Annotated in this window: 21 protein-coding genes, 2 pseudogenes and 2 riboswitches; of the genes and pseudogenes, 15 read left to right on the top strand and 8 right to left on the bottom strand. The window is 67.9% G+C overall.

The genetic code is table 11. From position 1 onward, the window contains the following. From FPZ11_RS06150 to FPZ11_RS06120, 8 genes are all read left to right on the top strand, one after another. On the top strand, positions 1-750 hold the full coding sequence (locus FPZ11_RS06150; protein WP_146319258.1) for a class I SAM-dependent methyltransferase: 750 nt from the start codon (positions 1-3) through the stop codon (positions 748-750). Continuing rightward, entirely contained in the window at positions 747-1,463 is a 717-nt protein-coding gene (locus FPZ11_RS06145) for an HAD family hydrolase (RefSeq protein WP_146319256.1), read from the top strand. Before FPZ11_RS06150 ends, FPZ11_RS06145 begins: the two co-directional genes overlap by 4 nt. 29 nt (positions 1,464-1,492) lie before the next feature. Further along, entirely contained in the window at positions 1,493-2,566 is a 1,074-nt protein-coding gene (gene ychF / locus FPZ11_RS06140) for a redox-regulated ATPase YchF (RefSeq protein ID WP_146319254.1), read from the top strand. Positions 2,567-2,604: 38 nt separating this feature from the next. Next, positions 2,605-3,186, top strand: a complete 582-nt coding sequence (locus FPZ11_RS06135) for an NAD-dependent epimerase/dehydratase family protein (RefSeq protein ID WP_146319252.1) — start codon at positions 2,605-2,607, stop codon at positions 3,184-3,186. Between the two features lie 88 nt (positions 3,187-3,274). Then, positions 3,275-3,406: a hypothetical protein gene (locus FPZ11_RS20065; protein ID WP_302849661.1), complete on the top strand. Its 132-nt coding sequence runs from the start codon at positions 3,275-3,277 to the stop codon at positions 3,404-3,406. Next, positions 3,403-3,942, top strand: a complete 540-nt coding sequence (locus tag FPZ11_RS06130) for a GNAT family N-acetyltransferase (RefSeq protein WP_146319250.1) — start codon at positions 3,403-3,405, stop codon at positions 3,940-3,942. Before FPZ11_RS20065 ends, FPZ11_RS06130 begins: the two co-directional genes overlap by 4 nt. Before the next feature lie 135 nt (positions 3,943-4,077). Continuing rightward, positions 4,078-4,947: a DNA-formamidopyrimidine glycosylase family protein gene (locus FPZ11_RS06125; RefSeq protein ID WP_146319248.1), complete on the top strand. Its 870-nt coding sequence runs from the start codon at positions 4,078-4,080 to the stop codon at positions 4,945-4,947. Further along, positions 4,944-5,507 carry a hypothetical protein gene (locus tag FPZ11_RS06120; protein WP_246846559.1) on the top strand — a complete coding sequence of 188 codons (564 nt, stop codon included), beginning with the start codon at positions 4,944-4,946 and terminating at the stop codon, positions 5,505-5,507. Before FPZ11_RS06125 ends, FPZ11_RS06120 begins: the two co-directional genes overlap by 4 nt. 19 nt (positions 5,508-5,526) lie before the next feature. On the opposite strand, the gene FPZ11_RS06115 is transcribed toward FPZ11_RS06120, so the two are convergent. Then, positions 5,527-5,925 (bottom strand): PPOX class F420-dependent oxidoreductase, encoded by a 399-nt coding sequence (locus FPZ11_RS06115; RefSeq protein ID WP_146319246.1) that lies wholly within the window; start codon positions 5,923-5,925, stop codon positions 5,527-5,529. A 154-nt stretch (positions 5,926-6,079) separates the two neighbouring features. Between FPZ11_RS06115 and FPZ11_RS06110 the strand changes: the two genes are divergently transcribed. Then, the gene (locus FPZ11_RS06110) at positions 6,080-7,798 is read left to right on the top strand and encodes a VWA domain-containing protein (RefSeq protein ID WP_146319244.1); all 1,719 of its coding nucleotides are present in this window, start codon (positions 6,080-6,082) and stop codon (positions 7,796-7,798) included. 109 nt (positions 7,799-7,907) lie between these two features. Here the strand turns inward: FPZ11_RS06110 and FPZ11_RS06105 are convergent. The 5 genes and pseudogenes from FPZ11_RS06105 to FPZ11_RS06085 form a co-directional block, all read right to left on the bottom strand. Beyond that, a pseudogene (locus FPZ11_RS06105) lies at positions 7,908-9,051 on the bottom strand (cysteine desulfurase family protein). Then, a complete protein-coding gene (gene nadC / locus FPZ11_RS06100) occupies positions 9,048-9,905 on the bottom strand; it encodes a carboxylating nicotinate-nucleotide diphosphorylase (RefSeq protein ID WP_146319242.1) in 858 nt (285 codons plus the stop codon). Before nadC ends, FPZ11_RS06105 begins: the two are co-directional and overlap by 4 nt. 10 nt (positions 9,906-9,915) lie before the next feature. Next, positions 9,916-11,583 carry an L-aspartate oxidase gene (gene nadB, locus FPZ11_RS06095; RefSeq protein ID WP_146319240.1) on the bottom strand — a complete coding sequence of 556 codons (1,668 nt, stop codon included), beginning with the start codon at positions 11,581-11,583 and terminating at the stop codon, positions 9,916-9,918. Positions 11,584-11,585: 2 nt separating this feature from the next. Further along, entirely contained in the window at positions 11,586-12,890 is a 1,305-nt protein-coding gene (nadA, locus tag FPZ11_RS06090; RefSeq protein WP_146319238.1) for a quinolinate synthase NadA, read from the bottom strand. Positions 12,891-12,939: 49 nt separating this feature from the next. After that, positions 12,940-13,644 (bottom strand): NUDIX hydrolase, encoded by a 705-nt coding sequence (locus FPZ11_RS06085; protein ID WP_146319236.1) that lies wholly within the window; start codon positions 13,642-13,644, stop codon positions 12,940-12,942. A 210-nt stretch (positions 13,645-13,854) separates the two neighbouring features. Continuing rightward, positions 13,855-13,952: riboswitch (glycine riboswitch) on the top strand. A gap of 1 nt (position 13,953) precedes the next feature. Further along, positions 13,954-14,057, top strand: a riboswitch (glycine riboswitch). A 91-nt stretch (positions 14,058-14,148) separates the two neighbouring features. Between FPZ11_RS06085 and gcvT the strand changes: the two are divergent. The 3 genes and pseudogenes from gcvT (at position 14,149) to gcvP (ending at position 18,661) form a co-directional block, all read left to right on the top strand. Further along, a pseudogene (gene gcvT, locus FPZ11_RS06080) lies at positions 14,149-15,322 on the top strand (glycine cleavage system aminomethyltransferase GcvT). A gap of 1 nt (position 15,323) precedes the next feature. Further along, entirely contained in the window at positions 15,324-15,710 is a 387-nt protein-coding gene (gcvH, locus tag FPZ11_RS19455; RefSeq protein ID WP_146319234.1) for a glycine cleavage system protein GcvH, read from the top strand. Between the two features lie 77 nt (positions 15,711-15,787). Further along, the gene (gene gcvP / locus FPZ11_RS06070; RefSeq protein ID WP_246846655.1) at positions 15,788-18,661 is read left to right on the top strand and encodes an aminomethyl-transferring glycine dehydrogenase; all 2,874 of its coding nucleotides are present in this window, start codon (positions 15,788-15,790) and stop codon (positions 18,659-18,661) included. Between the two features lie 80 nt (positions 18,662-18,741). On the opposite strand, the gene FPZ11_RS06065 is transcribed toward gcvP, so the two are convergent. Both FPZ11_RS06065 and FPZ11_RS06060 read right to left on the bottom strand, forming a co-directional pair. Next, positions 18,742-19,368 (bottom strand): hypothetical protein, encoded by a 627-nt coding sequence (locus FPZ11_RS06065; RefSeq protein ID WP_146319230.1) that lies wholly within the window; start codon positions 19,366-19,368, stop codon positions 18,742-18,744. Between the two features lie 589 nt (positions 19,369-19,957). Then, a complete protein-coding gene (locus FPZ11_RS06060; RefSeq protein WP_246846558.1) occupies positions 19,958-20,728 on the bottom strand; it encodes a CPBP family intramembrane glutamic endopeptidase in 771 nt (256 codons plus the stop codon). Positions 20,729-21,171: 443 nt separating this feature from the next. On the opposite strand from FPZ11_RS06060, the gene FPZ11_RS06055 reads away from it, so the two are divergent. From FPZ11_RS06055 to FPZ11_RS06045, 3 genes are all read left to right on the top strand, one after another. Further along, positions 21,172-22,977, top strand: coding sequence for an ABC transporter family substrate-binding protein (locus tag FPZ11_RS06055; RefSeq protein ID WP_146319226.1), 1,806 nt, complete (start codon positions 21,172-21,174; stop codon positions 22,975-22,977). 285 nt (positions 22,978-23,262) lie between these two features. Next, positions 23,263-24,795 (top strand): ABC transporter permease, encoded by a 1,533-nt coding sequence (locus FPZ11_RS06050; protein ID WP_146319224.1) that lies wholly within the window; start codon positions 23,263-23,265, stop codon positions 24,793-24,795. Further along, the gene (locus FPZ11_RS06045) at positions 24,792-25,931 is read left to right on the top strand and encodes an ABC transporter permease (RefSeq protein ID WP_146319222.1); all 1,140 of its coding nucleotides are present in this window, start codon (positions 24,792-24,794) and stop codon (positions 25,929-25,931) included. Before FPZ11_RS06050 ends, FPZ11_RS06045 begins: the two co-directional genes overlap by 4 nt. Positions 25,932-25,986 lie beyond the last annotated feature (55 nt).

The following is a 25,986-nucleotide window of genomic DNA, read 5'->3' as shown; positions in this document are numbered from 1 at the left end:
ATGCAGTCGCGTGAAGAGAAGCTCGAGCACGCTCGGTCATTCGGCGGTGTCGCCGACGTGTACGAGGCATCAAGGCCCGATTATCCGGCGGATGCCGTCACCTGGCTCGTTCGCGATGACCAGCGCCATGTGGTCGACGTCGGTGCGGGCACGGGCAAGCTGACGCGTGCACTGGTCGCGGACGGCCGCGAGGTGGTCGCCGTCGATCCGTCGCCTGAGATGCTGAGCGTGCTGCGATCGAGCGTGCCCGGTGTCGAGACGCTGATCGGCACGGGGGAGCGGATGCCGCTGCCCGACGAGTCCGTCGACGCCGTCACGTTCGCGCAGGCCTGGCACTGGGTCGAGCCGCCGGCGGCCTCTGCGGAGGTCGGCCGCGTGCTCAAGCCGGGCGGCACGCTCGGCCTCATCTGGAACTTCCGGGATGAGCGCGTGGACTGGGTGCGCGAGCTGGGCGTGGCGATGCACGCCGACGGCGACCAGTACACCGAGGGCATGGATGAGAACCCGCGCGTCTTCGCGCCGTTCGGCGAGCCGGAACGGGCGAAGTTCGAGTGGTCGCAGCCGTTCACCCGCGAGGGGCTGCTCGACCTGGTTCGCTCACGCAGCTACTTCGCCGTGATGGGCCCTGAACAGCAGAGCGAGACCATCGCCGCGGTCGGCCAGCTGATCGACACGCATCCGCAGACCGTCGGCCTCGAGACGATCGAGTTGCCCTACGTGACTCTCGCGTTCCGGTACGTGCGGCCGTGAGCGGCATCGACGCGGTCTGCTTCGACCTCGATGGAACTCTGCTGCGCGACGACCACCTGATGTCGATCATGGACACCGTCGCCACGTCGCTGGCGGGGCGGCACCCCGGGTTGGTCGCCGAAGACCTCCGCGCCTCGAACCGGAGGCACGCGGAGGCCGTCTGGCGCGACTGGGAGGTGGCGTGGTGCCGCGGCGAGTCGCCGTTGCAGGAGATCTCGAGCCTGGTCTGGACCGCGGTGCTGGGCGACGCAGGCATCGTCGACGCCGACTCCGTCGCTGAGGCCTGTCGCCTTCAGGAACAGTTGGAGCGGGAATCGTGGCGGCTCTACGACGAGTCGATCGAGGTCGTGCACGGTCTGCGTGAGCGCGGCATCCGCGTCGCGGTGATCACGAACGGTCCGAGCGAGTTCCAGCGTGCGAAGCTCGAGACCGTCGGCATGACGACGGCGTTCGACGCGATCGTCGTCTCCGGTGACCGCGGAATCGAGAAGCCACGTCCCGAGATCTTCGAGACGGCCCTTTCCGCCCTCGGCGCGGAGCCGTCGGCCGCGCTGCACATCGGCGACAGCCGCTCGGCGGACGTCGTCGGCGCACATGCTGCAGGCATGGCAGCGGTCTGGCTCGACCGATCCGGCATCGGCTCGTTGGAGCCGCACCAGCACGCCGACGCCGTCGTGACAGATCTGCGGGGCCTGTATCCGCTGCTGAGCTGAGTCGCCATCGCCGGATACGATGGATGCCCGTGGCTCTCACTATCGGCATCGTCGGCCTGCCCAACGTCGGCAAGTCCACCCTCTTCAACGCCCTGACCAAGAACCAGGTGCTCGCGGCGAACTACCCGTTCGCGACGATCGAGCCCAACGTCGGCGTGGTGAACTTGCCCGACTCCCGCCTGCAGACGCTCTCCGACCTGTTCCACTCGGAGAAGATCGTGCCCGCCACGGTGAGCTTCGTCGACATCGCGGGGATCGTGCGCGGGGCATCCACCGGAGAGGGCCTCGGCAATCAGTTCCTCGCGAACATCCGTGAGGCGGATGCCGTCGCGCAGGTCGTGCGCGGATTCGCCGACTCCGACGTCGTGCACGTCGACGGTGAGGTCAACCCGGCCAACGACATGGAGACGATCGGCGCGGAGCTCATGCTCGCCGACCTGCAGACGCTCGAGAAGGCGATCACGCGCTACGAGAAGGAGGTGCGCGGCCGCAAGCTCGACCCGTCGGTGCTCGAGGCGGCAGTCGCCGCGCGCGAGTCGCTGGAGAGGGGCGTGTTGCTGTCGGCGACCACGCTCGATCTGGCGCCGATCAGGGAGCTCGGGCTGCTGACCTCCAAGCCGTTCATCTTCGTCTTCAACGTCGATGAGGCCGTGCTGCAGGATGCCTCGCGCAAGGCCGAGCTCGCCGCTCTCGTCGCGCCAGCCCAGGCCGTGTTCCTCGACGCCAAGCTCGAGTCGGAGCTGATCGACCTCGACGCCGAGGATGCCGCCGAGCTGCTGGCATCCACCGGCCAGGAGGAGAGCGGGCTCGACCAGCTCGCCCGCATCGGGTTCGACACGCTCGGCCTGCAGACCTTCCTCACCGCAGGCGCGAAGGAGTCGCGGGCGTGGACCATCCACAAGGGCTGGAGGGCGCCGCAGGCCGCCGGGGTCATCCACACCGACTTCGAGAAGGGCTTCATCAAGGCGGAGGTCATCTCGTTCGACGACCTGGTCGAGCTCGGCTCCGTGCACGAGGCCCGCGCCCACGGCAAGGCGCGCCTCGAGGGCAAGGACTACGTCATGCAGGACGGCGACGTGGTGGAGTTCCGGTTCTCGAGCTAGCCTCTGGCCCGCGTCGGGCCTGCCAATAGCATGAACGCATGTCGAAGGTCGTGGTCGCAGCGGGGCAACTCGGCATGCACGTTGCTGTTTCGTTGATTGCGCGCGGGAATGCGGCCGTTCTCGTCGGGACTCCGGCGACGTCGGTCGATGACCTGAGACGGAGCTTCGGCCTCGCGAGCCTTCCGTGGCCGGGCGACGATCGCGGGGCCTGGGACGCAGCGCTCCATGATGCCGATGCGATGGTTCTCGGCACCGTGGACGTCGGCGAGGAGGGCTGGCCGGTCATGACGCGGGCCGCGGGCACGGCCGCACTGCAGGCTGCCGGTGTCAGCGGGGTTCGACGCGCCGTTCTTCTCTCCACCCCGGCCAGTGCCTCCGTGTTCGCGGATCTCCCCGCCGACCTGGCGTCCACGTTGCTTCGGTTCGGCACGGTGACAGACCGGATCGGCAGTAATCGGGTCGCGGTCGCCGATTCTCTGCCGCTGGGAGAAATCCCCGTGCCGGATGCCGCCGCCGTTGCGGTCGCCGTGCTGGAGACCGAGGACGCCGTGGGTCGTGCGTGGGACGTGGCGGCGGGGGATTCGGGCCCGCGCAAGGCGATCCGCGCCGCCCTCGGCTGAGTGCGCAGAGGAGGGTTGAGACCATCACGACCGCTGACGCAGACGGCCAGAGGACGTCCAGATCGTCGACCATCACCGAGGAGAAGCCATGACTGAGAAGCTCTCTCCGCCGACTCGCCGAGGCGGCGCTCTCACCCCGCAGACGCGGTGCGAGCTGGAGCTCGCGGAGGACCTGGGCGCCGAGCAGGTTGCCGCGATCACCCCGCTGAAGGCGGCGTGAGCATCGGCTCATCGCCGACGTTGCGTCGGCTGCACGCGAGGGACGCGGCCACCGTGCTCGCCGCGTTCGCATCCAACTCCGACATGGCGCGTCAGGGTGACGTGTCGAGCCAGGCGGAAGCTGAAGCATACGTCGATCGCCTCATCGCACCCGACTCGCCCCATGAGGCATGGGCGGTCGCTGACGGCGACACACTCGTCGGCCTCGTCTGCGTGAGTGTGGACCAGGCCAACCGCAACGGGTGGTTCTGGTATTGGATGACGGATGCCGCGCGCGGGCGCGGTTGGACGAGCAGGGCGGCAGCGACGGTCGCACACTGGGCGCTCACGGTGCGAGGGCTGGAACGCCTTGAGCTGGGCCATCGTGTGAACAACCCGGCCTCGGGCGCGGTGGCGCGCCATGCCGGATTCGTGAAGGAGGGCACCGAGCGCGGCAAGTTCCTCATCGACGGAGAGCGCATCGACGTCGACACGTACGGTCGGCTGCGCTCGGACCCGTGCCCGGCGTTCGAGCCGCTGCCCTTTGTCGAGACGTAGTCACTGCGCATCTCACGGATGGGCGTCGTCATGGAACCGTGGCGATGGAACGACCGGGTCCTCCTGATGGCGATGCGCCGCAATCCGGTGCGCCTCGCTCTCGTGCATGTCGTCGCCCCGTGGCACGATCGGAGCATGCCGGAGTCACCCGAGGTGCAGGCGCTCGCCGACGAGCTCGACGCGCGCCTGCGCGGCGCATCCCTCACCGCCGTCGACGTGCTCGAATACCAGGTCGTGAAGACGCGGTCGCAGCAGCCTTCCTCGTTGGTGGATGCCCGAGTCACAGCAGTCACCCGCCACGGCAAGTACGTCGACGTGGTGTTCGCAGACCGGCACCTCGTCGTCTCGCTCGGCAGACACGGCTGGGCGCGCTGGTCATCGGTGCACACGCGTGGACGCGATGAAGAAGCCGATGGCGACAAGGATGCCGGTGCGCGCGCTCCCGGTACTGCGGCCCCCGCGCTCGTCACCCTCGTCTTCGACGACGGCCTCGGCCTGGAGCTCACCGACTCCGGCAGCTGGGTCTCGCTCGCGACGTGGGTCGTCGGCGCCCCGAACGACGTGCCGTCCGTGGCAGCGCTCGGTCCCGACCCGGCCGACCCGACGTACGCGCGGGCAGACTTCGACAGGTCCTTCGCGGGCCGGCGCAAGCAGCTGAAGGCCATCCTCCAGGAGCAGAAGTCGATCGCGGGCATCGGCAACGCGTATTCCGACGAGATTCTCTACGCGGCCAGGCTCAACCCCGTCTCGCATGCATCGGCGCTCACCGCAGATCAGCTCGAGAGGTTGTTCCGGCAGACCGTGGGGGTGATCCGCACCGCGGTGTCGGCGCGCAGCGGCATCCCGCTCGACCGACTCAAGTCCGCGAAGATCGCCGCGATGAAGGTCCACGGCAAGGCGGGGGAGCCGTGTCCGGACTGCGATGACACGATCCGCGATTTCGCATTCGCGGGCACGACAGCGCAATACTGCCCGGCGTGCCAGACCGACGGGGTGATCCTGTGAGCGCGCCCGACCCGGCGGGGGAGCCGACTCCCGGCGAGCAGAGCCCGACCACGGGGGAGGTCGAGACGAACGAGCGGGCGGGCATCCTCGGCCTCGTGATGTCCGAAGAGGCGGTCTACGGGCTCATCCTCGTGACGGGCATGATCGTGGTCAGCAACAGCCTGGTCGGCACCTCCGCCAATGCGCTCGTCACGGTGGCGATCACCGTCGTCGTCTTCTTCGCGGCGCACGTCTACGCGGGCACCATCGCGCACCTGGCCACACGGCAGGGGCATGGCGACCTCTGGATCAGCGCGCTCGCCGCAGCCAAACGATCGATCGGGATGCTCGTCGCCTCAGTCATCCCGCTGCTCATCCTGCTGCTCGGCGTGAGCCACGTCATCGACGACGACGCCGCCATCCTGACGGCGCTCGCCGTCGACACCGTACTGCTCGGCGTACTCGGCTGGTTGGCCGTCGCACGGTGGACGCCGAGCTTCTGGGTGCGGATGGGCAGCGCGCTGGTGAGCGCGGCGTTCGGCGCTGTGATCGCGCTGCTCAAGGCGCTCGTGCACCAGTGAGGGAACAGACCGCAGCCGATCAGTTCGTGACCGCGCGCTCCACGCTCATCACGAGCACAACGCGATCCGCGCGATCGGCAGGCGGTTGCGTGTCGGCCTCGCCGTAGCGACGGCCGAGGCGCACGTAGAACTCGCCCTCCGGATCGGGCACGACCTCGACGAGCCTGCCCCGCACCTCGAGATACCGGTAGAAATCACCGTCGCGCACCACGGCCAGGCTCATCGACGGGTTGTGCTGCAGGTTGCGGAATTTCTGTCGCTTCGTCGTGTGCGTGAACCTGATGTGCTCTCCGTCGAACTCGAACCACATCGGGTTCACCTGAACCGTGCCGTCGGGTCGAATGGTGCCGAGGAAGCCCGGATTCGGCTCCTCGAGGAGCGCGAGCAGGTCGGCGGGAATGATGTCGGAAGCCGTCATATGGCCATCCTGTCCCTTCCGCTGCATTGCGGGTCACACCGAACATGCGTGAACCATTCGGTCGGGTATGCTATTGGCACCGTCATCGCTTCGAGGGGAAGCGGTGAGAGTAAGAGTGAAGGCGGGGGTGGCCTGACCGGACGATGGAGTACGAGTGGGACGACACAGCGCCCCTGCGCATCCTCACGCACCGACTCCGTCGCGCACCCCAGGCGGCATCCGCTCCCGTAAGCGGTTTTTCTTCGGCGTGATCGCCGGGGCCGTCGCCGTGATCCTCGTGGCGATCGGCGGGGCGGCATGGGCCGGCGGCTATCTGAAGGGCATCCTCCCCTCGCCGGCAGATGCGGCGGGATGCTCGACCCCCACCACCATCCGCGTCGTCGCCGACCCGAAGATCGCGCCCGTGCTCACGGCGGCGGCGAACTCCTTCGACGTCGTCACGCCGTGCGTGAAGACCACGGTGCGCACACAGGACTCGGCGGACACGGCATCCATCGTGGCCGCGGGCGGCGATGTGAACGCCGACGTGTGGGTCCCCGACTCGCCGGGATGGCAGAGCCGCGTGGCAGCCACCTCGCTCTCACTCGGGCGGGACGCACCGAACGAGGTCTTCGAGGCGTACGTCGCCACCACTCCGCTCGTGTTCGCGGCGCCCGCGAAGCAGGCATCGGCGCTGGCGGCGCAGAAGCCGTCGTGGACGAGCCTCTACTCCGGCAGCTTCAACGCACTGCTGCCCGACCCGGAGGCGAACGGGGCGAGCCTTCTCGCGCTGAGCCGCATCAATCAGGATGCCCCCACCGGCAGCTCGTTCGCGTTCGATGCCGCGCTGGTCTCGCTGGGCAAGAACATCCCTGCCACGCCGGCCAAAGCGTTCGACGAGGCTGCCAGCGCAAGTACGCCCACCGTGGTGATCACCACGGAGCAGGCCGTCTACCAGCACAACAAGACCGATCCCGACACGCAGTTCTTCGCGATCTATCCCAACGGCGGCACCGACGAAGATGCCTTCCCGTTCGTACGCCTCGCGGGCCACTCGACCGGCAATCAGGTCAAGGACAACCTGATGACGGCGCTGGAGAGCGCGTTCGTGACCGATCAGAAGCATCTGTCGGAGGGCGGATTCCGCTCCGGGCTCGGGCAGGGCACGATCGAGGCAGCAGGCATCCTCAAGAAGTACTCGACGGCAGCACCGGGCGGCCTCGCCACGCAGGTCGACATGCTGCACGAGTGGTCGACGATGACCATGCACGGACGCATGCTGGCGCTCGTCGACGTCTCGGGGTCGATGGACGAGGACGCAGGCGGAGGCCTGACCCGAATAGGCATCTTCCAACAGGCGGCGGCCAGCGCGGTGTCGATGTTCTCGCCGCAGTCGCAGCTCGGCGTGTGGGCGTTCTCCACCTTCCAACAGGGCTCGCAACCGTGGCGACAGCTCACACCCGTCGCGCCGATCGGCGATGCCCAACACGCGGCCGACATCACGCGGGTGATCGATTCGCTTCCGTCGCTGGTGAAGGGCGACACCGCGCTGTACGACTCCGTGCTCGCCGCAGTGAAGAACATGCAGGCCAACTACGTGCCAGGCATGGCCAGCTCCGTGTTGGTGATCACCGACGGCAAGAACGACGACCCGGCGGGCGGTCTCTCGCTGTCCGACCTGGTGGGGCAACTCAAGTCGATCGAGAGCATCAACCAGCCGGTGCCCGTCATCATGATCGGGTTCGGTCCCGACACCGACCAGGCCGCGATGAAGCAGATCGCCGATGCGACGAACGGCGGCGTGTACCAGGCGCTGAAGCCGCAGGATCTGGGCACCGTTCTGGTGGACGCGATCTCGCAGCGCACCTGCCGGCCGCACTGCTCGGGAGGCTGATCCTCCGCCACGACGCCGGCCGGCTCTCGCGCAGGCACGGCCGGTGCCGTGGCACGAACGGCAACGGCCGAACACGCATGCCGGCGATGCGTGCCGTGTGGTGGGGCACTCAGCGCGACAGCGAACCGACAGCGGCGACGGCATCCCGCACCGCGGAGGCGACCTCGAGCAGCTGCTCGACGGTGATGTCCGAACCCCAGGAGAATCGCACGGCGGTCTGGGCGACCCGCTCGGGATACCCGAGGGCGAGCAGCACGTGGGATGCCTCGTCGCTGCCCGCCGCGCAGGCCGACCCGCTCGACGAGACGACACCGCGCCGTTCCAACTCGAGCAGCACGGCCTCCCCCGCTCGTGCCTTGGAACACGAACGACGCGGTGGCGGGCAGGCGATGGACCGGGTGTCCCGTGAGCTGCGCGCTCTGCACCCCGTCGAGCACGGCGGCGATGAACGCGTCGCGCGCCCCCGCGGCATGCCGGGCGCGTTCGGTGCGGTCGCGCTCGCACAGGGTCACAGCGGTCGCGAGGGCCACGGCACCCGCGACGTTCTCCGTGCCGGAGCGTCTGCCGCGTTCCTGACCGCCGCCGTGCAGCACGGGCTCGAGGGGGATGCCGCCGCGCACCACGAGCGCGCCAGTCCCCTTCGGCGCTCCGATCTTGTGTCCCGCGATGCTGAGTGCATCCACGCCGAGGTGGCGCACGTCGCAGTCGAGCCAGCCCGCCGCCTGCACCGCGTCGGAGTGGAACGGCACGCCGCGCTGCCGCGCGATGGCGGCCAGCGCGGGGATGTCCTGCACCGTGCCGACCTCGTTGTTCGCGTACATGACGCTGACGAGGGTGGTGTCGTCACGCAGCAGAGAGGCGAAGGCCTCGGGGTCGACCCGGCCGGTGGTGTCCACCGGAGCGGTGTCGACGTCGAAGCCTTCGTGGCGACGGAGAAAGTCGACGGACTCGAGCACCGCCTCGTGCTCGACGGGGGTGGTGATGATGTGCCGACCGCGTGGGTTGCCGAGCGCGATGCCTTTGACGGCCAGGTTGTCGGCCTCGGTTCCGCCCGAGGTGAAGACGATGTCGCCCGGGCGGGTGCCGAGGGCGGTGGCGAGTGATGAACGTGCATCCGCCAGCGCCCTTGCCGCCAGTTCGCCGACGGTGTGGTGGCTCGACGGGTTGCCGAATTCCCCGGTCAGGTACGGCCACATCGCCTCGAGCACCTCGCGGCGCACGGGCGTCGTGGCCGCGGCATCCAGATAGATCACGCAGCGCTCACGTCGATGTCGAGCCCGAGGTCGAGGGATCGCACGCTGTGGGTGAGCGCCCCCGACGAGATGATGTCGACGCCCGTCTCGGCGATGCCGCGCACCGTCTCCAGGGTGACGTTGCCACTGGCCTCCACGAGCGCGCGGCCGGCGACGATGGCCACGCCCTCGCGCAGCTGGTCGAGCGTGAAGTTGTCGAGCATGATGGTGTCGATTCCGGCGGCGAGCACAGGCTCGATCTGGTCGACGCGGTCAACCTCGACCTCCACGTGCGTCGTGTGGGAGAGCCTCGAACGCGCCTCGAGCAGCGCCTCGGTGACGCTCAGTCCCTGTGCGGTGAGGATCGCGAGGTGGTTGTCCTTCGCCATCACGGCGTCGGAGAGCGAGAAGCGGTGGTTGTGTCCGCCCCCGCTGCGCACGGCATGCCGCTCCAGGGCGCGCAGACCCGGGGTGGTCTTGCGGGTGTCGACGATGCGCGCCTTCGTGTGGGCGACCTCGGCGACGAAGCGGGCGGTGAGCGTGGCGATGCCGCTCATGCGCTGCACGAGGTTGAGGGCGACCCGCTCGCCGCGCAGCACTCCACGGGCGGGTCCTGCCACGACGGCCAGCACGTCCCCGGCCTCGAAACGGTCGCCGTCGGTGAGTCGAAAGTCGGTGTGGATGCCCGGGTCGGCCGCCGTCATCGTGGCGGCGAACACGGCGGCGCCGCTCAGCACGCCGGGCTCCCGGGCGGTGAGCCGGGCGTGCGCCACGGCGTCCTGCGGGATCAGGGATTCGGAGGTCACGTCGCCCCATGGGGCGTCCTCGAGCAGGGCGGCGCGCACAACGGTGTCGATCGCAGAAGAAGTGAGCATGAGAAACCTTTCAGGCGGCGGTGGTCTCGAGAACGGTGGAGTTCTCGGCGACGACGGCGATGCGGTGCGCGAGGCCGGGGGACGTCGCGGGGTGGTCGGTGCGGAAGTGCGCGCCGCGCGACTCTCGCCTGGCAAGGGCGGCGACGGTGAGCGCGCGACCGAGCTCGAGCAGGTTGCGCGTCTCGGCCGCATCGCGCGCGTCGGCCGTCGGTGTCGGTGTCAGTGTCGTTTCAACGCGAGCCTGGATGACGCCGGCGGACAGCTCATCGATGCGGCGTGCGGCTGTCTCGAGTCCCTCGGCGCAACGCTGAAGGCCCGCACCCTCCCAGAGCGCGGCCCCCAGCTCCCGCCGCGTCGATGCCGCCGTCTCGCCGGCTGATGCTACGGGCGTGCGAAGCGACGACGGCGTGGGTCGGGAGGCCTTCGCGGATGCCGGTTGCTCGAGACGCGACGCCGCGATCGTCTGCACGGTGTCGGCCGGGGCCGGCGTCCAGACGGCGTCGGCATTCCAGTCGGGGCCGTCGGGCAACGCGTCCACCGCCCTGCGCGCGAACACCAGACCTTCGAGCAGCGAGTTGGAGGCGAGCCGGTTCGCTCCGTGCACCCCGGTGCACGCGACCTCGCCGATGGCGTAGAGGCCCGGCAGCGACGTGCGGCCGGCGAGATCGGTGGCGATCCCGCCCATCCAGTAGTGGGCAGCGGGCGTCACCGGCACGGGATGCCTGCCCCACTCGAGGCCGTGCGCACGGCACGCGGCGGCGATGCTCGGGAACCGGCGCGAGAGGGTCTGCGCGCCCAGTGCCGTGGCATCCAGCAGCACCGGCTCGCCACCCTGTGCGGCCATCTCGACGGCGATGCCCCTTGCCACCACGTCACGGGGTGCGAGTTCAGCGTCGGGGTGCACGTCGCGCATGAAACGCTCGCCCGCCCGGTTGAGGAGCACGGCGCCTTCGCCGCGCACGGCTTCCGAGATGAGGAAGTTGCCGGGCGCAGCGAGCGACGTGGGGTGGAACTGGTAGAACTCCAGATCGACGAGGGCAGCACCGGCTCGCAACGCGGCCGCCTGACCGTCGCCGGTCGCAACGGCGGGGTTGGTGGTGTGCACGAAAAGCTGTCCGGCGCCCCCCGATGCCAGCACGACGGCGTCGGCTGCCAGATGCAGCTTGTCGCCGGTGTCCGTGCTGGCCAGTACCCCGGCGACACGACCACCGTCGGAGACGAGGTCGTCGAGCCGGGTGTTCTGCCGCACCGCGATGTCGGAGTCGAGAACCGCGCGCACCAGCGCGGCCTCGATCGCGGCACCGGTGGCATCCCCTCCGGCGTGCAGCACGCGGGCGCGTGAGTGCGCGGCCTCCAGGCCCCGGGCGAGCTGATCGCCGTCCCGATCGAACGCCACCCCGCGCGCCAGCAGCTCGCGCACCCGCTCGGGTCCGTCGGCGCACAGCAGGTCGACCGCGGCGGCGAGGTTCGTGCCGGCACCCGCACGCATCGTGTCCGCGGCGTGCAGCGCCGGGCTGTCGTCGGGGAACAGCGCGGCCGCGATGCCGCCCTGGGCGTAGCGCGTGTTGCTCTCGGCGATCGCGCCCTTCGTGAGCAGAATCACCCGGTGTCGCGCGCTCGCCGCGAGCGCCGCGCTGAGGCCGGCGATGCCGCTGCCGACCACGATCACGGTGGGCATTCTCAGGCGGCCATCGTCGAGCCGGGCTTGGCGGCGAGCATGCGCTCCAGGGCCACGCGGGCGTGCCTGGCGACGTCGGCGTCGACCGGAATGCGGTTGATCACCTCGCCGCGCACCAGGCCCTCGAGCACCCAGGCGAGGTATCCGGGGTGGATGCGGTACATCGTCGAGCACGGGCACACCACCGGGTCGAGGCAGAAGATCGTGTGTTCCGGATGCTCGGCAGCGAGCCGCTGCACCAGGTTGATCTCCGTGCCGATGGCGAAAGTCGATCCCGCGGGTGCAGCCTGGATCGCCTTCGTGATGTAGTCGGTCGAGCCGTACTCATCGGCGGCATCCACCACGTCCATCGGGCACTCCGGGTGCACGATCACGCGCACGCCGGGGAAGTCGACTCGCGCCTGCTCGATCTGCGCGACGCTGAACCGCTTGTGCACCGAGCAGAAGCCCTGCCAGAGAATGACCTTCGCATCGTTCAGCGTCTGCGCATCGTTGCCGCCGAACGGCTTGCGCGGGTTCCACATCGGCATCGCCGACAGCGGGATGCCCATGGCCTTCGCCGTGTTGCGCCCGAGGTGCTGATCGGGAAAGAAGAGCACCCGTTCGCCGCGCTCGAACGCCCAGCGCAGCACGGTGTCGGCGTTCGACGACGTGCACACGATGCCGCCGTGCCTGCCGCAGAACGCCTTGAGCGCTGCCGACGAGTTCATGTAGGTGACGGGGATGACGGATGCCGCGCCCCCGGCATCCGCCCTGCCCTCGCCCTCGTAGAGCGCCATGAGCTGCTCCCACGCCTCTTCGACCGAGTCGATGTCGGCCATGTCGGCCATCGAGCATCCGGCGGCGAGGTTGGGCAGGATGACGCTCTGCGCGTCGGAGGTGAGGATGTCGGCCGTCTCAGCCATGAAGTGCACGCCGCAGAAGACGATCGCCTCGGCTTCCGGATGCGCCTTGGCCGCGTTCGCGAGTTGGAACGAGTCGCCCACGAAGTCGGCGAACTGCACCACCTCGTCTCGTTGGTAGAAGTGGCCGAGCACCATGACTCGCTCGCCCAGCGTGTTCTTGGCGACGCGGATGCGCTCGGCCAGTTCCTCGGCGGACGCGTCGCGATACTCTCGCGGCAGTTCGCCCTGGCGTGGCGTGTCGGCCGGGATCGGATCGTCCATCGACGCCCCTGGCCCGTACGACGGCATGCCGAGGTCGAACTGCCACGGTGCTTCCAGCAGGTCGGGCGTGCAGGTCTCGCCGGACGCCTCGCCTGATCCGATCAGCTGGATGGTTCTGTCGACTGATGCGGTGATGGTCATGGTCGCTGCTTTCTGTGTTGAGCGTGCGGTGCCGAGTGCCAGATGACGTTCACGACCGGGGGAGCGGTCCGTTGTCGGCGAGGTCGACGGAGTCGTCGTAGCGGTAGAGCTTGGGCGGACGGTGCGGAGTGCCGGTCAGGCGCTCTCCGGTGTCGACGAGGGAATCGGACGACTCCATGGCGCGGCGGAAGTTCGCCGGGTCGAGCCGCTTGCCGCGCACGGCCTCGTGCACTTCGCGCAACTGGGCCAGAGTGAACGTCTCGCCGAGCAGCGCGTGGGCGATGCGCGAGTACTCCATCTTGTTGCGCAGCCGCCAGAGCGCGTACTCGACGATCAGGTTGTGGTCGAAGGCCAGAGCGGGGAGCTCATCGGCGGCGAACCAGCGCACGTTCTGGCCCACCGTGGCGCGCGCCGCCTCGTCGGAACCGACGAGCGCCCAGTACACGATCGAGACGACGCGCGACGCGGGGGAGCGGTCGAGGTCGCCGAACGCGTAGAGCTGCTCGAGGTAGCGCGGTGCGAGCCCCGTGGTGTCGCCGAGGGTGCGGCGCGCGGCATCCGCCAGTCCCTCACTCGCTCCGAGAGGTCCGCCCGGCAAGGCCCAGCGGCCCTCGAAAGGCTCGCGGATGCGCCGCACCAGCGGCAGCCAGAGCGTGGGCACCGCGCCTTCCGCACCGAACCGGTCGTCGGAGCGCAGCGCGAAGATCACCGTCGACACCGCGAGCCCCACGCTCGCCCGATCCGTGTTGTCCATGCTTCCGCCTAGTTAAGGTTCAAATGACTAGAAGTGATTCTACACCTTCGGGTAGATGTGACCAGAACTACGGCCCGCAGCCGCTCGATCGATGGGCTTGCCGAGACGCGAGCCGGTGCGGCCTCGGTCGCTCCGGCTGCCGCGGAATCGGCGCGCGCCTCCGTCGCCGTCCTCGCGATAGGCTGTGCACACAACAGAAGACCGGGCCACACGGTCGATGCGGGAGAGTCCGCGGGTCACCCCCGAACGGACACCGAAGGAGCAATCCTCCCCGACAATCTCTCAGGTACCCATACCGCATCGAGCTGGCCGCTCTGGAGAGCAGAACACACGGACGCGATCCGTTGTTCTCGCCCACGGTGAAAGCCTCGCGTCGCGAGGCGAATCTCTCAGGCCTTCATGACAGAGGGGGAGTTCCCACTGCGCACCCCATGTGCGCAGCCTCGCAGCGGGTCGGTGGGTTCCCCAGCGGAATCTCCATACCGTACGCAGAACGGAGAACTCATGGCCCAGTCCTCATCCGAGCAGGTCTCACCGCTGAACGACGTGCACGTCGCCGCGGGCGCGAGCTTCACGGACTTCGCCGGCTGGCAGATGCCGGTGCGCTACTCGAGCGATCTCGCCGAGCACCACGCCGTGCGCACCGCGGCGGGTCTGTTCGACCTCTCTCACATGGGCGAGATCCTCGTGCTCGGGCCCCAGGCGGCCGACGCGCTCGACTTCGCGCTCGCGGGCAGACTCTCGGCGCTGGAGCAGGGTCAGGCGAAGTACTCGCTGCTCCTGAACGAGAGCGGCGGCATCATCGATGATCTCGTCGTCTATCGCACCGGCATCGACCGCTACCTCGTGGTGGCGAACGCGGGCAACCGTGCCGCCGTCGCCGATGCGCTCGTGGAGCGGGCGGCATCCTTCGACGCGCAGGTCTTCGACGAGTCGAACGACATCGCGCTGATCGCGATCCAGGGACCGCGCGCGCTGGAGATCCTGCAGAACGTCGAAGAGCTCGGGCTCGAGTCCGGTGCAGACGAGCCCGAGGACCGCGAGGAGCCCGACGTCGAGAACGCGCTCGCGCAGCTCAGGTACTACCGTGCGCTGTCCGGCACGTTCCAGGACCAACCCGTGCTCATCGCGCGTACCGGCTACACCGGAGAAGACGGTTTCGAGCTCTACATCGCCCCCGACAACGCCAAGACGCTGTGGGACGTGCTGATGGAGACGGGCGCAGGAGCCGGCCTCGTGCCCGCGGGCCTCGCATCGCGTGACACCCTGCGCCTGGAGGCGGGGATGCCGCTCTACGGGCACGAGCTGGGCACCGACATCCTGCCTGTTCAGGCGGGGCTCGGCAGGGTCGTCGCGCTCGACAAGCCGGGCGACTTCGTCGGCCGCACGGCCATCGAGGCTGGGCCGGCAGAGGATGCCCGCGTGCTCGTCGGTCTCGCGGGCTCGGGCAAGCGGGCCGCCCGCGCCGGCTACACCGTGCACGCCAGGGGGAGAGGATGTCGCGATCGGCGAGATCACCTCCGGCGCGCTCTCGCCGACGCTCGGGCATCCGATCGCGATGGCCTACGTCGATCCCGGGGTCTCCGCCGTCGGCACAGAACTCGACGTGGATGTGCGCGGATCGCGCATCCCGTTCACCGTCACAGCACTGCCCTTCTACCGCAGAAAGAAGAACTGACATGGCTCTGCCCACCGATCGCCGTTACACCGCAGAGCACGAATGGGTGCTCGTCGATGGAGACGTCGCCACCGTCGGCATCACCGAGTACGCCGCCGAGAAGCTCGGCGATGTCGTCTACGTCGACCTGCCCAAGGCCGGCAGCGACGCGGCGGAGGGAACCGTCGTCGGCGAGATCGAGTCGACCAAGTCCGTCGGCGAGCTGTTCGCGCCGGTCACGGGCGAGGTGCTCGAGTCGAACGACGCGGTCGTCGATGCGCCCGAGCTCGTCAACACCGACCCGTTCGGCGAGGGCTGGCTCATCAAGGTGCGCGTCTCCGATGCGTCCCTCCTCGAAGACCTGCTGGATGCAGCAGCCTACGCCGCGCTGATCGGGGAGACCGCGTGAGCGGGGGCGACCGCGCAGACCTCCGCACCACGTTCGCCGACCGGCACATCGGACCGGGCGAGGATGCCAGTGCCCACATGCTGCGCACGCTCGGCTTCGACTCCGTCGACGAGCTCGTGCGCACGGCGGTGCCCAAGGGCATCCAGCTCCCCGCCGATCTCGACCTCCCCGGTCGCACACTCCCTGCAGCGGGCATCAGCGAGAGAAGCGCGCTCGCCGAGCTGCGGGAGCTCGCCTCGCGCAACAGCGTGCACACCTCGTTTCTCGGGCAGGGCTACTACGGCACGCTCACGCCGGCCGTCATCCAGCGCAACGTGCTCGAGAACCCGAGCTGGTACACGGCCTACACGCCGTACCAGCCGGAGATCTCGCAGGGCCGCCTCGAGGCGCTGATCAACTTCCAGCAGCTGGTCTGCGACTTCACCGGACTCGACATCGCCAACGCGTCGATGCTCGACGAGGGCACGGCGGTCGCCGAGGCGATGCTGCTGGCGCGTCGGGCATCCCGCGCAAAGTCGAACGTGTTCCTCATCGACACGGATGCCTTCCCGCAGACCCTGGCGATCGTGCGAGGCCGCGCCGCAGCCGTCGGCATCGACCTCGTGGAGCTCGACCTCGCCGGTGTTCCGGCCGCCGATCTTCCCGAGGCCTTCGGCGCGTTCCTGCAGTACCCGTCGGCCTCCGGCCGGGTGTGGGATCCGTCCGCCGTCATCGACGCCGTGCACGCGGCGGGAGGCCTCGCGGTCGTCGCCGCCGACCTGCTCGCCCTCGCGCTGATCAAGGCGCCAGGCGAGCTCGGCGCGGACATCGCGGTCGGAACCACCCAGCGCTTCGGCGTGCCGATGGGCTTCGGCGGCCCGCACGCCGGCTACATGGCCGTGCGCAAGGGACTCGAACGCCAGATGCCCGGCCGTCTGGTGGGTGTGAGCCAGGATGCCTCGGGCAAGCCCGCCTACCGCCTCACCCTGCAGACCCGCGAGCAGCACATTCGCCGCGAGAAGGCCACGAGCAACATCTGCACAGCGCAGGTGCTGCTGGCCGTGATGGCGTCGATGTACGCCGTGTATCACGGTCCGCGCGGCATCAGGGCCATCGCGCAGAGCGTGCATGCCGGGGCCGCGCTGCTGGCCGACCTGATCGCGCAGCGCGGCGGTGTCGTGCTCGGCGATTCGTTCTTCGACACCATCCGGGTTCGCGTCGACGATGCGCGCGCCGTGGCCGACGAACTGCACGAAGCGGGAGTGCTCGCGCTCGTCGTCGACGCCACGACGCTCTCGTTCAGCGTCGATGAGGCGAACGACGATCTCGCGCTGCTCACCGACATCGCGACGATCGTCACGGCAGGAGCTCCCGCGACGACGCCGCTCGGCGACGAGTTCTTCGAGCTGTCGGGTGGTGACGACGGTCGCGTGCGATCGCTGGCGATCACGGCGGAACGCGTGCGCCGCTTCCCCGAGACGCTCGCCCGCACCAGCGACTACCTCACGCATCCCGTCTTCTCCTCGTACCACTCGGAGACGGCGATGATGCGCTACCTCAAGCTGCTCGCCGACCGTGACTACGCGCTCGACCGCGGCATGATCCCGCTGGGTTCCTGCACCATGAAGCTCAACGCGGCGACCGAGATGGCGGCGATCACCTGGCCCGAGTTCGCTCAGGTGCACCCGTTCGCACCCGCGGAGGATGTCGCCGGCTACCTCGATCTGATCGCTCAGCTCGAGACGTGGCTGGCCGAGCTCACCGGCTACGACACGGTGTCGTTGCAGCCCAACGCGGGCAGTCAGGGCGAGCTCGCCGGACTCCTCGCCATTCGCGGTTATCACGACAGCAACGGCGACACGCACCGCACCGTGTGCCTCATCCCGCAGTCGGCGCACGGCACCAACGCCGCGTCGGCGGTGCTGGCCGGGATGCGCGTCGTGGTGGTGGCCACGGATGACCGCGGCAACGTCGACTTCGACGACCTGCGCGCCAAGGTGGCGGAGCACGCCGCCGAGCTCGCCGCTCTCATGATCACCTACCCCTCGACCCACGGCGTGTACGAACACGAGGTCGTCGCGGTCGTGGACGCCGTGCACGAGGCGGGCGGTCAGGTCTACATCGACGGCGCCAACCTCAACGCCCTGCTCGGCTACGCCAGGTTCGGCGACTTCGGCGGCGACGTCTCGCACCTCAACCTGCACAAGACGTTCTGCATCCCGCACGGCGGCGGTGGTCCGGGTGTCGGTCCGGTGGCTGCCAAGGCGCACCTCGCGCCGTTCCTGCCCGGGCACCCGCTCATGCAGTCGAACGACCACGTGGGCTACGCGCACCACGGCGCCCCGGTGTCGGCCGCGCCGTACGGGAGCCCGAGCATCCTGCCCATCTCGTGGGCCTACGTGCGGATGATGGGCGCAGAGGGGCTCGCCGCGGCCACGGGAGCGGCGGTCGTGTCCGCGAACTACGTGGCGGCGCGTCTGCGTGAGCACTACCCGGTGCTCTACGCGGGCGAGCGCGGGCTGGTGGCGCACGAGTGCATCCTCGACATCCGCCCGCTCACGGATGCCACGGGCGTCACCGTCGACGACGTCGCCAAGCGGCTCATCGATTACGGCTTCCACGCGCCCACCATGAGCTTCCCTGTCGCCGGCACGCTCATGGTCGAGCCGACCGAGAGCGAAGACCTCGCCGAGCTCGACCGCTTCGTCGAGGCCATGATCGCCATCAAGGCCGAAGCGGATGCCGTCGGCGCGGGCACGTATCCCGTCGACGACAACCCGCTGCGGGGCGCTCCGCACACCGCGGAGTCCGTCGTGGGGGAGTGGACGCATCCCTATTCCCGCGCGCAGGCCGTCTACCCCGTGCCCGGCATCGTGCGCGCCAAGTACTGGCCGCCCGTGCGGCGCATCGACCAGGCGTGGGGCGACCGCAACCTGTTCTGCGCCTGCCCGCCCGTCGAGGCCTTCGCGTAGCCGCCGCCCCCAAACCCCAACTAGTGCCTGTTCCGGACGTGTGCGCCCGTCCTAGCGGGCCGTTCCGTCCGGAACGGGCACTAGTTGCGACGGATCCGAGGGACGCCGTGCTGGATGGCAAGGGCGCGAAGCAGCGGGGGTCGCATGACCTCCGGAAAGCCCCATCGCATGAAGTCGCTGCCGTCGCATCGACGCATGTAGTCTTCGCGCCGCTTTTCGGCGACGACGGCTTCGCCGGGGGTCTTGTTGCGGAGGTACTCCTTCCGCAGGTACTTGCCTGCGCCGTCGAACTCGCCGGCCAGCGGCCGTCCTCGAAGGGATCTCTTCCACCAGAAATCCGAGTCGTACCCACGTCGTCCGTGTCGAGGGTAGTGGTGTTGCAGCTCTGGCGATTCGAAGCCGCCCTCCGCGAAGATCAGTCGGCTTCCGGTCTCTCCCGGCGATCCTGAGCGACCGTCTCCGAACTCGATGAGCTCGACGGCGCGCCGGCGTCCCCACCCTCCTTGACGCACGACGAGTTCGATCAACTCCTCCTTGACCAGCCGAAGCCCCTGCGGGGCGCGCGAACTCAAGGTGTAGTCGAGGGCCACCACGCACTCCCTGGAGATCCCGGCCCGTGCGAGGTCTGCGATCGTTCTGGCCGGACTCGTCACCAGCAGGCCGTGGACTTCCGTCACATCCTCGTCGGCGATCGAGGCACGATGCACGACGACTCCGTTCTTCGAGCGACGCCGGGTATCGACAGGCTCGACGATATCGACGGACGACGGCCAGGGGCCGAGGTGAGGCAGATCGTGAATCGCGATCGCGGCGACGAGGCCGAAGATGACGGCACCGCGTCGAGTGGCTGCGACGGCCCCGATCCTGTCCAGATATCGACGCCGTGCCTCATCTGGTCGAAGGGTCCGGTCCACGGTGGAGAGCGGTGGCGGTGTCGGAACGGCGACGCCTCGTCGCAGGCGCGTCAGCTCCCCGGACCGGACGGCTCGACGGATCGCACGGTCTCGGGCGTCGCCCCACGTCGTCGAGGAGGTCAGAATCAGGCGTGACTGCTCGGTTTCCCATGGCATCCCTCATGGCTACCGGCCGCTGCCGCGCCTCGCGTGTCGCCACAGGTGCGACGTGGACTCGCTGTGGTCACGACCGCCTGGGGAGGCCGAGTGCCTCTCCCGCAACTCGTGCCCGTTCCGGACGTGTGCGCCCGCCCTGCCGGGCGCACACGTCCGGAACGGCGACTAGCAGGGGGCAGGGTGCCGGGGAGGGGCGGGGAGGCCGGGGCGGGGAGGGCCGGGGCGGTCAGGACTTCGTGACGCCGAAGATCGCGGGCCACAGCGCAACGGCCAGGGGGTAGCCCACGAACGACACGATGTCGAGCAGGGAGTGGGTCACGACGAGCGGTGCGGTGCGGCCCCACCGTCGATAGCACCAGCCGAAGAGGATGCCCATGGCCGCGTTCCCGAAGAACGGCCCGATCCCCTGATACAGGTGGTAGCTTCCGCGCACGAGTGCGGACGCGACGATGACCCACCACGAGTTCCAGCCCAACTGCTTGAGTCGCGTGAACAGGTAGCCGATCATGATGATCTCTTCTTGCAGCGCCGCACGCACGGCCGAGAGCACCAGGATCGGCACGGTCCACCAATACGTGTCGAGCGGAGAAGCCTGCACGTCGACGGTGATGCCGATCAGGCGTCCGACGACGTAGAGGGCGAGTCCTGGCACCCCGATCACGACGAACAGGAGAGCCCCGCCGCCGAGGTCGCGCCAAGGGCTCGACCAGTCGAGCCCGATGCGTCTGAAGCCGCTCTGGGCAGGACGCCAGAGCAGATAGATCACCAGCGCCACCGCCATCAGCGCGAACACGATGTCGAGCAGCTGATAGGTGAAGTCGATCCAGGGCGTGGTCGACTGCGAAGGGTTGACCTGGGTGCTCTGGTCCTTCAGAGGTGTCGGCGCCGCGAGCCGTTGCACGATCGTGAAGATCGAATACACCGCGGACTGACCGAGCGACAACCCGAGCACGATGGCGATCTCCCACCACAGCCGTGCTCGATCACGCGGCAGCACGCGGGACTCCAGCGGAAAGGATGTCCGTGCCGGCCTCGTCCCCGTCCCTCGCGCCATGCCAGCAATCCTGTCACGTACCGAGCCTCGGGCCGCCCGGCGAAGCGCGCGGTGAGGCTCTCTCCACGAGGAGAGCCGCACGTCGACGGAGGCACAGCGAGCCGTCGTCGTGGCTCCATTCGGGCAAGCTGAGAGACAGGCCCGAGAACGGTGAGATCCGGCTGTGCTGAGCAATGCTCAATATTGCTCAGTTGTTGCAAATCGTGCAAGAAAGCTGCGCCAAACGTCGTTGTGTTGCGGATTTACGCAGCGATGGTCACTAGCTAGTAACAGTTTGTGTTGCCGTTTGGTCGGGTGGGGGGCGAGTGTCTATCTTCTAGCTATCTATCGCGCTCGGCATTGCGCCTGTCTTGTCGTGTGCGAAAACCCCGCCCACAGGAGGAAAAGTGAAACTCAGACGAGCCGTCGTCGCCCTCGCAGCGGTCACCGCTGCCGGCGTCGTCCTCGCAGGGTGCTCGGCACCCACGGGAAGTGAGATCAGCGAGAAGACATCGCTGTCCATCGCGTCGAACTCGGCCGTGACGTCGCTGAACCCGCTGGTTGCGAACCAGTACAGCACGTACAACTCGAACGTCGCCTACATGTACCAGGGCGTCGCGTTCAACTACTACAACGCGACCCCGAAGCTGGTGAAGAACACCGACTTCGGCACGTACAAGAAGATCTCCTCTGACCCGCTGAAGATCCAGTACACGCTCAGCGACAACGCGAAGTGGAGCGACGGCGACCCGATCAACGCTGCCGACGTTCTTCTGCAGTGGGCGTCGAGCATCACGAAGTACAACAACCCGAAGTCGGGTGCGAACTTCAGCTCGATCAACGCGGGCAGCGGTCTCGATGGCATCACGCAGGTGCCCAAGATCTCCAACGGTGGCAAGACCGTGACCGTCACGTTCGACAAGCCGTACGTCGACTGGGAGGTGGCGCTTCTCGCTCCCGACCTTCCGGCGCACATCGTGTACCAGGAGGCCTTCCCGAACAAGAAGATCTCCAACGCCGATGCTGACAAGGCCGTCATCAAGGCGATCCAGAACAACGACACGTCCACCATCGAGGCACTGGCGAAGGCCTGGAGCACCAAGTGGAACGTCACGAGCATGCCGAGCGACAAGAAGCTCCTCGTGAGCTCCGGTCCGTACCAGGTCTCCTCGTTCGTGAAGAACCAGTACATCACCCTGACGAAGAACCCGAACTACAAGGCCGGCCCCATCCCCAAGGTCGACAGCATCACGGTTCGCTTCATCACCGACCCGACCGCGCAGATTCAGGCACTGCAGAACGGTGAGGTCGACATCGTCTACGGTCAGCCCACGACCGACACGCTCGGCGCCCTGAAGAAGAGCAAGGGCGTCAAGTACACGCAGACGAGCTCGGCGAGCTACGAGCATGTCGACCTCGTGAACAACAACAACGGCCCGTTCAGCCCGAAGTCCTACGGCGGCGACGCCACCAAGGCCCTCGAGGTACGCGAGGCGTTCATGAAGGTCATTCCTCGTGAGGAGATCCTCGACAAGCTGATCAAGCCGCTCAACCCGAACGCGACCCTCGACAACTCGTCGATGTTCCTGCCGGGCGCTGCCGGATACGACGAGTCGGTCGCTCAGAACGGTTCGAGCGCGTACGAGAAGGTCGACGTGGCCGGCGCGAAGGCCCTGCTCGCCAAGGCCGGTGTGACGAACCCGACGGTTCGCCTCGCCTACCCGAACGACAACCCGCGTCGTGTCAGCGAGTTCCAGCTGATCCAGGCATCCGCGGAGCAGGCCGGCTTCAAGGTGGTCGACGCCGGCAGCCCCGGTGATGACTTCTTCACCAACCTGCCGGACAACGGTCGTTACGACGCGTCGATCTTCGCGTGGCAGTACACGAGCCTGGCCTACACGGGCAACCAGGCCGCGTTCCAGACCGGTGGTAGCTCCAACTACCAGGGTTACTCGAACAAGGATGTCGACAGCCTGTGGAACCAGCTGGAGTACAGCACCGGTTCGGCGTCTGACAACAACAAGCTGCTTGCTCAGATCGACAAGCACGTGTGGAACGATGCCGACAGCGACATCCTCTACCAGTTCCCGGACCTCACCGCATGGTCCGACAAGGTCGCGAACGTGAAGGACAACCCGATCAACGTGACCGTGTTCTGGAACTTCTGGGACTGGACCTCGCAGCACCAGACCAAGTCCACCAGCAGCAAGTAGCACCAAGCGTGTCTGACCGGTAGGTCGCACACGTCGACGGAGGGGCGTCGAAGCCGGCACATCGGCTTCGGCGCCCCGTCCGCGTGCGCATGCCCTGGTATCCCAGCGGCATCGGCACGTGCTCGACGTGGTGATGCTGTGCGCTCGCGCCTCTCGCGCTCTCCTGGCGTTCTCAGGTGATGCAGGGAGGCGGGAAACCGGCCGGTCGGAGTACGTTTGAGGGTCGGCACCGAGCCCGCGACACAATCGCGCCGGTCGCCGCTTTGATTCGAGAAAGGCCCATAGATGGTCGCATTCCTCACCCGGAGGTTTCTGGCCTCGTTGTTGGTGCTGCTGATCGCCTCGTACATCGTCTACGTTCTGACCTGCTATTCGGGGAATCCGCTTCAGGATCTCCTCGCGAGCAACGCGCGGAACAAAGACGAGCTGATTGCTCAGCGCGTGGCACTCCTGCACCTCGACGTCTCCCCATTCCTCCGGTACTTCATCTGGCTGGGCGGAGTCCTCTCCGTGTTCACCGGCCACTTCACGCTCGGCGATGCCATCAACGGTCAGCCGGTCACCGCCCAGCTCGGCTCCGCCATGTGGTCGACGCTGCAGCTGGTCACGACCGCCGCCATCATCGCCATCATCTTCGGCGTCATCATCGGCATCGCCACTGCACTGAGGCAGTACAGCGCGTTCGACTACGGCGCCACGTTCCTGTCGTTCCTCTTCTTCTCGCTGCCGATCTTCTGGCTGGCGGTGATGCTGAAGCAGTACGTCGCGATCGGCTTCAACAACTTCTTGCAAGATCCCGTGATCTCACCCATCGTGATCACGGTGCTCGCGCTGATATCCGGTGTGGTCTGGCTGGGGATCATCGGCGGAAGCGCGAGACGCCGGCTCATCGTGTTCGTCACGGCCGCCGTGGCCACGGCTTTGATCCTGACGGCGTTGTCAGTGACGAAGTGGTTCGACGACCCGGGACTCGGCATCGTTATCGTGACGCTCATCGGTGTCGGATTCGCCTTCTTGGTCACGGCGTTGTCGACAGGGTTGGAGAACCGCAAGGCGTTGTACGCCTCGCTCGTGACGGTGGCCGTCGGAGCGGCGCTCTACTACCCGCTGCAGTATGTGTTCCCGTTCATGAGCTTCTGGCTGATGCTCGTGCTCGCGATCGTCGCGGTGGGCGTCGGCCTTCTCGTCGGGTGGCTGTTCGGCGGGCACGATCGCTGGATCTCCGGACGCACGGCGGCCATCACTGCGGTGCTGATGGGCCTGACGATCATGCTCGATCGCTACATGCAGGTCTGGAGCCTGTACTCGAACAGCAGCTCGATCGGAGGACGCCCGATCGCCACGATCGGCGCCGTCACGCCGGGCCTGTCGGGTGACTTCTGGGTCTCCGGCATCGACAGCTTCGCGCACATCCTGTTGCCGACGCTGGCGCTCATGCTCGCCTCCCTGGCCAGCTACAGCCGGTACTCCAGGGCCAGCATGCTCGACGTGATGAACCAGGACTACATCCGCACCGCGCGGTCGAAGGGTCTGACCGAGCGCACCGTCGTCATGCGGCACGCGTTCCGCAACGCCCTGATCCCGATCGTGACGATCATCACGCTCGACTTCGGAGCGCTGATCGGTGGCGCGATCGTGACGGAACAGGTGTTCAGCTGGCAGGGCATGGGTGCTCTGTTCCAGCAGGCCATCAACCAGACAGACGTCAACACCGTCATGGGCGTGTTCCTCGTGACGGGCATCGCGGCGATCGTGTTCAACGCCGTCGCCGACACCGTGTACTCCGCCCTCGACCCACGAATCCGAGTGACAGCATGAGCGACAACAACAACGATCCGTCGGGGCTCGACCAGGAGCCGCAGTTCCGCAACGACCCGACCATTCCCGGCGACCACGTGACCGACGAGGTCGACATCGCCGCGCAGCCCGACCTGGGCACCGAGCACGCCGAGAACGCCATCGAGCTCAAAGAGGTCGAGGGTCTCAGCCAGGGTCGGATCATCTTCCGCCGCTTCCTCCGCCACAAGGGCGCGATGATCTCCCTCGTCGTGCTCGTGCTGGTGATCCTGCTCGCGTTCAGCTCGGTCGGCATCGACGCCCTTGGACTGCACATCCACGGCTGGTGGAAGTACAACTGGACCCAGATCAACCCGCTCGTGAACGGCACGGAGCCGACGCTTCAGCTCTGGCCGTTCAGCCTGGGCGACCACCCGTTCGGTCAGGACGAGATCGGGCGCGACGTGTTCGCGGAGGTGATGCGCGGCATCCAGCAGTCGATCATGATCATCTTCGTGATCGGCATCGTGTCGACGACCATCGGTGCCGTGATCGGGGCAGCAGCCGGCTACTATGGAGGCCGGATCGACTCGCTGCTCATGCGCCTCACCGACATGGTGATCATCGTTCCGCTCATCCTGCTGGCGGCGATCGTGGCTCACTTCGCGGCGGGTTCCGGCTCGTTCGTGCTGGCGTTGATCCTCGGCCTCTTGCTGTGGACGTCGCTCGCCCGACTCGTGCGCGGCGAGGTTCTCGCCCTGCGCGAGCGTGAGTTCGTCGAAGCGGCCAAGGTGGCGGGTGCATCCAACTCCCGCATCATGTTCAAGCACATCCTGCCGAACGCGGCCGGCGTGATCATCGTCTCCGCGACGCTGACCATGTCGGCGGCCATCCTGCTCGAGGCGGCGTTGAGCTATCTGGGTCTTGGCGTTCAGCCCCCGGACGTGTCCCTCGGCCAGCTGATGAACGAGTACCAGAACGCGTTCCAGAACCGGCCGTGGCTGTTCTGGTGGACGGGATCGTTCATCGTGATCATCGCGCTGACGATCAACTTCATCGGCGACGGCCTGCGCGATGCGTTCGACCCGCGGCAGCGACGCCTCCTCAACCGCAAGGCGAAGGCGGCGAAGTCCGCGTCGCGGGAGAAGCCGACGACGCAGGCGACCTCGGCGGCCTGACCTTCATGTCGGAGCAGCACTCGACGGTGACACCGTCGCCGGAACGTCCGGCGGC

It is taken from the genome of Humibacter ginsenosidimutans (assembly GCF_007859675.1).
GTDB lineage: Bacteria > Actinomycetota > Actinomycetes > Actinomycetales > Microbacteriaceae > Humibacter > Humibacter ginsenosidimutans.
The sequence above is the reverse complement of the archived record's forward strand: the minus strand, read 5'-3'. Positions and strand labels throughout refer to the sequence as shown.